Raw genomic sequence first — 12,160 nt, forward strand, 5'->3', positions numbered from 1 at the left:
TAACGATAATCTAGATTAAGAAATTGTAATGTTACTTAGCCATATTTTGTAAATATAATAATAGATATAATCTAAGATTTGAGGATATCTTATGAAAATATTAATAGCAGGTGGATCTGGGTTTGTAGGTAGAGAGCTATCAAAGCAATTGAGCTCTAAACATAGATTGACTCTACTTACTAGATCGCAAAAGTCTAAAATTGGATATTATGATGACTTATTAACTTGGTCTGAGCTTGATGAGATTGAGATATCTGAGTTTGATATTGTTATAAACTTGTGTGGGTATAATATTGGTCAGAAGCGTTGGAGTAACCCAGTCAAAAACAAAATTATATCCAGTCGTATTGAACCGACTACTAGATTAGTTGAGTTAATAGGTAATAAGAATATTTGGCTAATTAATGCTAGTGCAATTGGATATTATAATTTCTCTGATATACCTCAAGATGAAGATAAGCATGATAGAAAGTTTGATAATTTAACTTTTGGCCAACAGGTTGTTGATAGTTGGGAGAAGTGTTTGATAGAGTCTCAACTAACTAGATATACAATTATGCGCTTTGGAGTGGTTATTGGTAATGGCGGTGTCCTCGAAAAAATGATTCTGCCTGCCAAATTTGGCTTTTTGACAATGTTTGGTAAAGGACATAATTATATGACTTGGATAAGTGTCCATGATTTATCGAGAGCCGTTGAGTTTATTATAGACAATAAGTTAGATAAAAAAGAAGTCTATAATCTGACATCGCCTGAAGCTTGCCAGCATAGACAGTTGATAGAGCTTCTAGGTAAGTATCTAGCTAAAAAACGTATAATTAAGATTCCAAGCGTAATGGTTAAGCTAATGTTTGGTCAGATGGGTGACGAGCTTTTATTATCTAGCCAAAATATAAAACCAACAAAGTTACAAAGCAAAGGTTTTGAGTTTGATGACCCTGAGATCTCAAAGGCTCTAGAAAGATATATTTAATCCTCTTGTTTATGCTCAATAGGGATTTTCACTGTAACAGTTATACCTTTACCATCAGTATTATTCTGTGCAAATATCTTACCATCATGGAGTCTTACGATTTCAGAAACTATTGCTAATCCAAGTCCACTTCCTTCTTCACCTGTACCTGTTTCTCGATAGAATCTATCAAAAATACGTTCGATATTTTCAGGAGGTACACCTATACCATTATCTTTAATTTCAACAACGATATTATCATCCTTTTGGAAAGAGTGTATCTCAACGAGTCCACCATCGGGAGTATATTTAATAGCATTAGATATCAAGTTTTTGAACATTATTCCTAATAGATATTCATTACTATAACAATATAACTGCTCTTGTGAAGGGTAGAAGGCAATCTCTATATTTTTTTCGATGGCTTTAATGGCATTGTCAGCAATAAATGTCTCAAGAACAGTATTTATCATAAGTTTTTTACCAAATGTAATTTGTTCATTTGGCTGGATTCTACTTAATGTTAATAATTGATCAATAATATGAGAGTATCTATTTGTTGAGCTTTTGATTCTCTCTAGCTTTTGTTTGATTTCATTTATATCATCAGAAGCAAGTGCTATTTCTACCAAGGTTTTGACTCCAGCAATTGGAGTCTTAAGTTCATGCGCAGCATCCCCTGAGAATCGTTTTTCTCTTTCTAAAGTTGCATGGAATTTTTCTATTAAGGAGTTGATTTGTTCAACGATAGATTTTATCTCAAAAGGTATGATATCTTCATTAAGTTTTTCATTTTTGCGAGGATTAATCTTTGCTACACGTTTGTTTATCCTTTCTAATGGATCGAGAGCTGTTTTTAATATATAGTAAATAAATCCAATAAGAATTATATAAATCGATGCTAGAAGTATTGCAAATTTAAAGATAATTTGACGAGAGAGTTTATCTTTATCTGCATTATTTACAAATACGGTTATTACATCGCCATTGTCAGTTCTTAGCGTATAAGTATACCAATGTTTTTGAGCACCATCATTATCAGTATAAATCCACTCAAAGCCTGTTGTAGAAGTAATCCCATCATAGTTTTTATGGAATGATGGTAGATTTGATGTTTTTAAAAGTAACTTCTTATGCTTTCTGTCATAAACAATAAAGCCAACGCTTTCATTATAGTTTTTAATATTTAAAAATGACGATGATATTTTATTAACGATCATATCTGTAGTATTTTCATCATCTTCTAAAGGATATATCTTTAGGACAGTTTCAATAACTTGAGCAGCTGTCTTAAGTTGATAGTTAAAAAGAGAGTTATTCTGATGCTTAACTTGATAGAAACTAAAAATAGATATAACAAGCATAAAAATAGCAAAGAAACTTGCGAAAGAAACTACAAGAAAACTTAAAATAGAGCTTTCTTTTTTATTCTTAAAAAACATGCTAAACAGAAATTTAAACATTCAGTAAAATAATTATAATCAATTTTGAATTTTATTATTAGTTTTATAATTGTTATAATCGAATATTATTTATAGATAATAGCGATATGGTTTTATTGGATAGCATAAATAAAGTAGTTGAGCCTTTTTATACTAAGTATTATGAGGCAGCTACTCTATATTTCTACACTAAGGAAGATTTGAAGTTTGACTTAGTCATTACATGTCCTCATGCAGAGTTAGGTAAAGACTTTATTGAGTTAGACTTTCCTGCTATTGGACAGCTTATTAAACTCAATAAAGAAGAGTTGGACGACTTTTTAGCAATAGAATGTGATTTTGGTACACATGAGCTTGCTCAAGCAATAGCACAAAGACTGTATTCTGAGTATGGGCTATATACCCTTATCGCTGAGCCTTCTTTTCCTCGCTCTATACTTGATGCAGGAAGACTATATCCAAACTGTATAAGAAATATTATTGACTATGAACAGCATATTGAGCTAAAACAAGAGTTAATGAAGCTATTTGATAAATACATGCAGAAATTATGTCATATAGTAGCTGTTGCCAAGACCTACAATGCAGTTGCAATAGATTTACATACGATGTCTAGCTATTCGCCAAATGTAGTACAAGAAAGGTATTCAGAGGCTGTTATAGAAACCCCAGAGACATTAAAAAGATATATAGAGCTATATAAAAATGCTCACAAAGAGGGTGAAAAAAGAGTTACAGAACTCTTTACGGGAGATGCTCGCAATGGGATATTTGCCTCCAAAGACTTGATTGAATCTCTATCTCATGAATTAAAGCAAATTGGTATTGATGTAGAGTATGACAAGCCGTATATATTAGCGGAGCATTTGGTGGCACATTATCTTGTGTGTGAGCTTGAGGCAGTTTGTATCGATATACCAAAAGATCTGCTGTCTAAAACAACAACTGCTGATGGGCATTATGATATAGCTAATTTGGAAGTAGATCGACATAAATTAGCATCGATGGCGGACGCATTTGCTAAAGCTGTAGCGTATAAGCGGCAGAAACAACTAATAGGAGCTTAAAATATGGCAATAAAAAAGACAAATGCTGTCTCTGAGAGAATATGGGGTAAAAAAGCTATTCATATACCTAATACAACAGATATATATGGCGCAGATTTAGTAAGTTCATTTGTAAATAAATATGTTACACGTACATTATGTTTGCTTGCAAAAGATCACAAAATTATCCTACCTAAAAAGACACAGAGTGAAGTTGAGAAAATTGTTAGTTATTTTAATAATATTGGTCTTACGTATATAACTATGGATAACTTTATATTCTTAGATAAGTTGATGGAGCATTATAGATTATCTACTATAGTTATGAACTATGCTGATCAGATTCCTGAGTTTAGTGATTCTGAATATACACATATTGTGCCATTTACAGCAGCTACTGCAATCGAATTGATCGGAATCAAGCACAATAAAAACTATGGATTATCAGAAGCATTATCACAGTTTTTGAATGATAAATCATTCCTTAGACAAATGTTACACGATAAGGGAATATTGGTTCCTAGTGTTAATATTGTATCTACTATTAGTGATGATGATTATGTGAAAAGAGCGTTAGAAATATATCGTGATTATGAGAACAAAGGTATCTATGAATGTGCTGTAATTATGCCTCGAGCTTGTTCTGGGTATGGTATCCATAGATTTGAAAGCGAGAAAGAATTAAGAGATATCCTAAAGCTTATGCATAGAGTCGAAGTGTTTATGATTGACCCGTGGCTTGATAATTTAGGTTCTCCAGCATTCCAAGTGAGTATTGCAGACAAAAAAGAGGATGATGTTTGCTTGGGGCTAAGTGATCAAATGCTTGATGGTCAGACACATCTAGGTAATAAATATAAGTCAAAGTTTAGTGAGGAACCAGCTGTTATAGAACTTTGTGATCAAATGACAGAAATTCTTCGTGATATGGGTGCTAGAGGGGTGGTAGGTGTTGATCTTCTTATTCGTGAAATTAATGGTCAAATAGTTCCTTATGTACTAGAAGTTAATGCTAGACAAACAGGCGCAATATATGCTGGCTTCTTGGCTTATGAATTACGCAGTGGTGAGCATAAGCCTTGGGTTGGACATAATAATGTACTTGTCCCTAAAGGTTCTACTATAGATGATTATTATCAGTATCTTAAAGATAATGGTATTGACTATACTTATGGTGATAGTGAAGGTGTAATTATAACTTGTATTGGCAATCTTGATTTAAATAACAAAGTTATGATTTTGGTGCTTGCTGATACTGATGAACGTCTTAATGAGATTCTTAACATAGCAACATCTTTTGAATAAATATCTTTATTATCTCTATATCTTATTTATAATCTTAACTATCTTTTACAAAATTTGGTGAGAGCTTTGAATAAAATACCAATAGGGGTTAGCAGCTGTTTAGTAGGCAATAATGTTCGATATAATGGCGGTAATTGTCATAAATCATATATTACTGGCATATATGCTGAGTATTTTGATTATAAGATAGTATGTCCTGAGGTTGCTGCAGGTTTAGGTGTTCCAAGACCTACTTTGTTTTTAGTTGAAGATATTCAGAAAAGTATTTTATCCGTAAAAACTAATAAGACTAATAATGATGTTACAGATAAAATACAGAAAGCTGTCGATATGCTTATATCAAAGCTTGATAATGTTTATGGCTTTATCTTGAAGGCAAAATCCCCAAGTTGTGGAGTTGAGACAGCACGAGTTTTTGACGAAAATCATGGTTATACAGGCATAAAAGCAGATGGTCTTTTTGTTAGGGCATTGAGAGAGTATGATCCTCTTTTGCCGATTGAAGATGATGGTAAATTAACAGATAGAACATTACGAGATCACTTCCTGCGTAAGGTATTTTGTTACCATAGTCTTAAAACTGAGTTTATGGCTTGTTCTAATATTACTCAAATGATGGAATACCATTCAAAGCATAAAGTGTTATTGCGTATGCACAATAACAAAGTCAAGAAAGAACTTGGTAATATGCTCTCAGAAGCAGGCAATAAAGTTAATATTGAGACTATTAAATACAGGTATATAGAACTTTTTATGCAAGCAATAGCTAAGCCAGCTAAAAGAGGGGCCCACTATATGGCACTTCAGAATGTTCTTAGAGAAATAAATAAAAAAATTTCCAAGGCGCAAAGACAGTATTTACAGGAATTACTCAATAAATATCGTGATTGTAAGATTTCTTGGGAAGTACCTGTTAGTGTAATAAGAATGTATCTAATAGAGTTAGATATACCCTATCTAGAGAAGCAGAGCTACTTAAACCCGTATCCAGAAAATTTAAATTATATAGAAGATTAAAGAGCTATTATATTAGTGATTAAGATCAGCATCTATTTCTTTAGGAATAATCATAGCGATTGGAAGACAAGCTAATAAAAATACTATTACCATATCAAGAGCATTTTGATAACTTGTAATTGTGTATATTGAAGTTGAGTCTCCAATAAGTGTCCCAAAATGAGTAAGTATATATCCTACTAATGGTAGTAATATGATAGGTATAAAATTATTTATCATATTTACACCAGCTGTTGCAGAACCAGCGGTCCCTTTTGGAGATATTATTTTAGCTATACCAAATGTAACCGCTTGAGGTCCAGCTGCAGCACCAAGTAAGAAGTATAACAGAGTGAATACTGATAAATTCATAGGGATATACAGAATGATAGCTAAAATAACAGCAAGAGATACTATGCTCAGAATCAGCATACGACGATATCTATTTGTTAGCGAAGCTACAATCGCTGCTATTGTGAAGCCTACCGCAGCACCAATAAATAATACACCATTGATATGAGACGCAGTTTCTTGGTCAAGACCAAATTTAGCTTGGATTAGACCAACACCCCACAAAGAGCCTAGAACATTAATTGGTATAAATAATACAGCACCAATTATGCTTGCTGACCAAAATTTTGTATTGCAGAAGATTTTAAAAACTTTAGCGATAGTTTCTTTAAAGTTAGCTTCACTTAAGTGAGTAAATTTCTGAACATGTTTTGGATTATCACGAATAAATAGAACTATTAGAAGTAATATTCCAACACCAATATATGTAAACACAGAATTACCTTCTTTCCATCCTAATTCGGAAACTAAGCTAGATAACATGGTATCAGTGACTAAACCACCTAAGATTCCAACAACAGTAGCAAAACCTATAAATGTTGAAAAAAGTCTTTCTGGTAGCCACATTGCAGCCATTTTAGCGGCACCAATAAATCCAAAAGCAGAGCCTATACCCATAAATATTCTACCAATATAAGCAATTTCATAATCATTTGTCGCAGAAAATAAGTAGTTACCAAGAACACAGAATGCTGTAGCAATACTAATTACTACTTTACGATTATACTTGTCTAAAAGCACACCTGCGGGAATTTGCATTATCGTATAAGATATAAAGTATGCTGAGGATAACATTCCAAGTTGTGTGTGGCTGATACCAAAATCACGAATTAAGTCATCTCCCATTACACCGGGAGCTGCTCTAATAAAAAAGTCATAACTATAATTAAGAGTCGCGATTAAACATATTACCCATGCTAAAGTAGCCAGTAGTTTGGTTTGAGGAAGGTGACTTTTGCTCATTTTGGAAATTTTATAAATTTGAACATAATTTTTAGTCTATCAAAAAAAATATAAATTTACTAATAACAAAAGATGTTATTAAGTAATTATTCTGAAAGATTGTCGATGATTTTTTGTTGTTCAGATTCAGTTTTCACAGCAATAGATTTATCACTAGCGATATACATATATACCACAGGAAGTACAAATAGAGAGAAAATTGCTCCTATTACCAGTCCACTAGAAATAACTACACCTATACAGTTTCTACTGATAGCACCGGCACCTGAGGATGTTACTAATGGGATGACACCCACAACCATTGCTGATACTGTCATCAAAATAGGTCTTAGACGCTGTGATGATGATGTTACAATAGCATCATATTTATTCATTCGTTCATGTTTTTGTAAATGATTGGCAAACTCAACAACCATGATACCTTGTTTTGATATTAGACCAATCAATGTTACAAGCCCTAGTTGGGTATATATATTAAGTGATGCCCATCCAGCACCCATATACTGACCAACATATAAAGGTATTAGTGCACCAGATATAGCCATTGGTATAGTAACTAAGATTACTAGAGAATCTCTAAAGCTCTCAAATTGAGCAGATAATGCTAAGAAAATAAGTACAATTGCAAACGCAAAAGCTACCATCATAGTATTGCCATTCTCAATATATTGACGAGCAGAGCCTGAGAAGTTAAACGAGAATCCTTCCGGCAACTCACTTCTAACTACATTTTTAACATAGTCAATAGCTTGACCTTGAGTTACTCCTGGAGCCATAACTGCTGAAATTGTTGATGCATTGAGCTGTTGGAATGTATTTAAAGTGAGAGGTTGGCCCTCAGTTTTGAAAGATACTAGTGCAGATAAAGGAAGTTCTGAATTAAACAAATCACTAGCTTCATCTGAACGGATGTATATATTACCTAACTGCTCTTGAGTTAACATTTCATTACGAGCTAATTGAGGGATTACTTGGAAGCTATATCCCTTTAGGAAGAAATAGTTAATATATCCTCCAGCATAAGAGTAACCTAATGTTTTGGCAATATCTGACATGGTAATACCCAATATCCCAGCTTTTTCACGATCAATACTAATATCAACAACAGGGTTATCAAATTTAAGATCGCTTTGAGCGAATACAAATAATCCGCTTTTCATCATCTTATCTATTACTTTGTTGGTAATTTCATTAATAGCTTCATAGTCATTAACACTTTGAATAACTAAGGATAATGGAGCTCCTCTAGGTATCCCTGGTAGAGCTGGAGTCTGATATGTGTAGGTTTGAATACCTGGTAGTTCTGTAACTTTAGCTTGAGCTATCTGAGCAGCTTTTTGTTGAGATATTTCTCTTTTATCCCATGGTTGCATAATAAAGCCACCGAAGATTACATTTGAGCCCATTACACCATTAAGAATAAAAGTATCTTGCTTACCAGGTACTTCATCTAATGTGCTAGCTAATTTTGTACCAAAAGTTTCTAGATAGTTGATATTTGCAGAAGATGGCGCTTGTCCCATAATTCCTAAGAAGCCCATGTCCTCATTGGGAGCTAGTTCTGATTTAATTCCTTTGCCCATTATAAAACAGCTAGCTAGTACAATAAGCCCTACAATAGCTATTGCTGGCTTGATATCCAAGACAAACTCTAAAGTTGCTTTATACTTTGCAGTTAAAGCTGTAAAAAGTTTATCAATGAATTTAACTAGTTTTGTGCTCATCATTTCTCTATTTAGGATTTTAGAGCATAGCATCGGTGAGAGTGTATAGGCAACTATACCAGATATTACAACTGCACCAGCAAGTGAATATGCAAACTCGGTAAATAGTTGCCCTGTGAAGCCACCCATCATACCGATAGGAGCATATACTACGACTAGGGTTAGAGTCATCAATATAACAGGGTTGGCTATCTCTCTAGCTCCCTTGATAGCAGCTGCAAAAGGCTCCATTCCTTCTTCAATATGTCTATAGATATTTTCTAGTACAACGATAGCGTCATCAACTACAAGACCGATAGCAAGAATCATGGATAGAAGGGTTAGAAGATTGATTGAAAAGCCCATAAGCGACATTAAAAAGAATGATCCAATAATTGAAAGAGGAATTGCAACAACTGGAACTATAATCGCTCTAAATGATCCTAAAAATAAAAACATTACTACAGATACAATTATCACAGCTTCGAATAATGTGTGTAGAACTTCTTCAATAGAAACTTCAATATATGTAGTACTGTTGTATGCAATATTTACATCTAGACCATTTGGTAAAGCAGCTTTAATATTTGGTAGCTCTTCAACTAGTCTATCAACTACATCTAGAGGGTTTTCCTCAGGGGAGACTACAGCACCTGCTAGGACAGCATTTTTGCCATCAAAATATACTGAAGAATCGTAGTCTTGAGCACCAAGCTCAACTTTCGCAACATCCTTGAGTCGTACTACCTGTTTATCACTTTTTTTGATAATTAAGTTTCTATACTCTTGAGCTGTAGACATACTTGTTTCAGGATTAAGTGTATAGTTTAAGTATGGTCCTTGTATTTGACCACCTGCTGAAACTAAACTGTTTGAACCTATCGCTGTTGCTAATTCTGTAGGGGTAATTCCATATTCTGCCATGCGAGTTTTATTTGGATAAATACGCATTGCATAAGGCTTATTACCCCAAACATCAACAGATGAAAGTCCTCCTTGAGCAAGAAGTTTAGGTGTCAGCTCAGAGTTAATATATGCAGATATCTCAGAAGTATTCATGGTCTTACTTGTGAAAGCTAGAATCAATGAAGGGAAGTTATCTGCAGGATTTAATTTAATAGCAGGAGAATAAGCATCTTGAGGAAGTTGGTTAAGTACAGAGTTTACATTCTGGACTACTTCTGAAAGTACATCATTAGTATTTTGGCCAAGCTTTACATATACCGTAATTGTACTTGTACCTAGTGCTGATGATGATGTCATATAATCAATACCTTTAGAGGAGCCTACAGCCGCCTCTATCGGTCTAGTTACAAAAGCTTGGATTGTAGCAGGGTTTGCACCTGGATAGGCTGTTGTAACTGTAATAGTAGCACTATCTATGTATGGATATTGTCTAACTTGTAATTGAAAGAATGAACCAACTCCTACAACAATAATCATAAAGCTTATTGAAAGAGATAGAACAGGTCTTCTAATAAAGAGATCAATTAAACGCATTACTGGATTCCCTGATTATATATGTTATTGTCAATCTTTACACTATTGTTCAGTATTGCATCCATTCCTTTACGCACCTTGTTTTGTCCTGACGTAATAATTGTAGTACCAGGCTCCAAGCCTTTAACAAGAGCTAAGTTGTTTCTAGTTTCTAAGACTTCAACATTAGCTTGACCTACTTTGTATAATGTTTTGTCAGTATTAACAGTTTTCATACCACCATCAGCAGTTGACGTATACGATGCCATAACAGGTTTACCATCTTTCATAACAGGTTCAAGTGTAAATACTGACTGACCATACAGGCTATATGAAACAGCATTTCTAGGAATTACAATAGAGTCTTTCTTAACAGGTAGACTAACATGAACGGTTAAAAACATTCCTGGGACGATTTTGTGGTGTGAGTTTTGGTATGTTGCCTGAACAGTTATGGATCTATTTGAATCATTAATAAAAGAGTTTATAGCTGTTATCTTCGCAGTAAATGTTTCTCCTGGGTATGAGTCAGAATAGAAGTTAATTTCTTGTCCAACGCTAATCATACTAACTTTGTTTTGTGGTACAGGGAATGTGACAAATATAGGATCAATTTTGGTAAGTGTAGCAGCATTATCACCGTTGTTGAAATATTGACCTAAGCTTATGTTTCTAATACCTATCTTGCCGTCGAATGGTGCTCTAATCTCTTTGAAGCCAATTTGAGATTCTATATTTTGAACTTGTGCTAATGCTGATAAGTAATCAGCGTTAGCCTTGTCAGCAGATTCTTTTGAAGTTGCTCTTTGTTCTACAAGTTTGTTATAACGATCTTTTGTGATTTTAGCAAGTTTAAGATTTGATAATGCTTCCTCTAAGCTTGCTTTTAATTGGCTAGTATCTAGTTTAAATAGAAGATCTCCTTTTTTAACTTCTTGACCACTTTTGAAGTTAATTTCACTCACGATTCCACCAGATTGAGAAGATATCTCTGTAGATTGAATAGCTTGCGCTTCACCAATAGTGTTTATAACTTGTTTCCAATCAGTTTTTTCCACAACTGAAGATGTTACCGCGACAGGTTGAGGCACATATGAAGCCATACCTTTTTTTATCATACTTTGGATAAATTCAGCAAAACCAAAAATAGCTCCAAAAAGTACCAGTGTTGCTACCACAACTGCTATTGATGCAGTACGTTTGTTTTTAAGTAAAGAAAGCTTCGTCTTAATGTAGTTGATTTGGAAAATAAAGTAGACAATTGCTAGTGATATTCCGAGCTTACCTAGTATAAGCCAAGCTACAACAATAGTCGCCAGTACAAAAATCGAGTAGTTTTTCTTACTAGAGTTAATTTTCTCTTTAAGGTCTAAAAAAGTTTTTTTAAAATCCACTGTTATATCCCATTATTTTTTAAATATTCTTACAAATAAACTGACACAATTCATGACTAATAAGCAAATGAAAAATATTAAACTATATACAGCCAAACTAATACCAGAGATTTCTTCAGCAATACTAGTACAACTACTGACGGTTCCTGTTAATGATTTTGTAGCATCAATTAGGAAAGGGTTGCTAATAGCGCCACAGCCTGTAGGGTCATCAGATATTGTTGAGGAGAAGTACTGTAAATAAGCTTGATCAGCAGCTATATAGCAGCCTACAGCAATAATCAAGATAATTACTGTTTGCACTATTGTACTGAATCCTTTTGAACTATTTTTGATCAGCCCTAGAATGCTGAATATCATTATACAAAGTACACATAGCTGCTGTATCAAGCACATAGGACATGGTTTCCATCCTAAGCCAATTATTGTAAATACGACCGTGATTAAGGCAAAAAAACAAACAATAATGTTAAGTAAAAAAATATGTCTAAATATAAATCTCATTATTAAATTTTCTAAATTCAAAGAA

General features: G+C 33.7%; 9 protein-coding genes. 4 read left to right on the forward strand and 5 right to left on the reverse strand.

The features are described from left to right. Positions 1-91: 91 nt before the first annotated feature. Positions 92-973, forward strand: coding sequence for a TIGR01777 family oxidoreductase (locus tag FTPG_RS03325; protein WP_004287015.1), 882 nt, complete (start codon positions 92-94; stop codon positions 971-973). Here FTPG_RS03325 and FTPG_RS03330 read toward each other — a convergent pair. Next, positions 970-2,394, reverse strand: coding sequence for a sensor histidine kinase (locus FTPG_RS03330; RefSeq protein WP_004287016.1), 1,425 nt, complete (start codon positions 2,392-2,394; stop codon positions 970-972). The two genes, FTPG_RS03325 and FTPG_RS03330, sit on opposite strands and share 4 nt — an antisense overlap. A gap of 107 nt (positions 2,395-2,501) precedes the next feature. On the opposite strand from FTPG_RS03330, the gene FTPG_RS03335 reads away from it, so the two are divergent. Genes FTPG_RS03335 through FTPG_RS03345 form a run of 3 tightly spaced genes read left to right on the forward strand, consistent with a single transcriptional unit; the run spans position 2,502 to position 5,762 of the window. After that, entirely contained in the window at positions 2,502-3,461 is a 960-nt protein-coding gene (locus FTPG_RS03335) for a hypothetical protein (RefSeq protein WP_004287017.1), read from the forward strand. Between the two features lie 3 nt (positions 3,462-3,464). Continuing rightward, a complete protein-coding gene (locus FTPG_RS03340; protein ID WP_004287018.1) occupies positions 3,465-4,745 on the forward strand; it encodes an ATP-grasp domain-containing protein in 1,281 nt (426 codons plus the stop codon). Positions 4,746-4,802: 57 nt separating this feature from the next. After that, positions 4,803-5,762: a YbgA family protein gene (locus FTPG_RS03345; protein WP_230581570.1), complete on the forward strand. Its 960-nt coding sequence runs from the start codon at positions 4,803-4,805 to the stop codon at positions 5,760-5,762. Positions 5,763-5,774: 12 nt separating this feature from the next. On the opposite strand, the gene FTPG_RS03350 is transcribed toward FTPG_RS03345, so the two are convergent. The 4 genes from FTPG_RS03350 to FTPG_RS03365 all read right to left on the reverse strand — a co-directional run bounded on the left by FTPG_RS03350 (position 5,775) and on the right by FTPG_RS03365 (position 12,135). Next, positions 5,775-7,055: an MFS transporter gene (locus tag FTPG_RS03350; RefSeq protein WP_004287020.1), complete on the reverse strand. Its 1,281-nt coding sequence runs from the start codon at positions 7,053-7,055 to the stop codon at positions 5,775-5,777. 86 nt (positions 7,056-7,141) lie between these two features. Then, positions 7,142-10,258 (reverse strand): efflux RND transporter permease subunit, encoded by a 3,117-nt coding sequence (locus tag FTPG_RS03355; RefSeq protein ID WP_004287021.1) that lies wholly within the window; start codon positions 10,256-10,258, stop codon positions 7,142-7,144. Next, positions 10,258-11,631, reverse strand: coding sequence for an efflux RND transporter periplasmic adaptor subunit (locus FTPG_RS03360; protein WP_004287022.1), 1,374 nt, complete (start codon positions 11,629-11,631; stop codon positions 10,258-10,260). Before FTPG_RS03360 ends, FTPG_RS03355 begins: the two co-directional genes overlap by 1 nt. A gap of 12 nt (positions 11,632-11,643) precedes the next feature. Then, positions 11,644-12,135 carry a disulfide bond formation protein B gene (locus FTPG_RS03365; RefSeq protein WP_004287023.1) on the reverse strand — a complete coding sequence of 164 codons (492 nt, stop codon included), beginning with the start codon at positions 12,133-12,135 and terminating at the stop codon, positions 11,644-11,646. Positions 12,136-12,160: the final 25 nt, after the last annotated feature.

It is taken from the genome of Francisella philomiragia subsp. philomiragia ATCC 25015, from assembly GCF_000156715.1.
In the GTDB taxonomy this organism is placed as follows: Bacteria; Pseudomonadota; Gammaproteobacteria; order Francisellales; family Francisellaceae; genus Francisella; species Francisella philomiragia.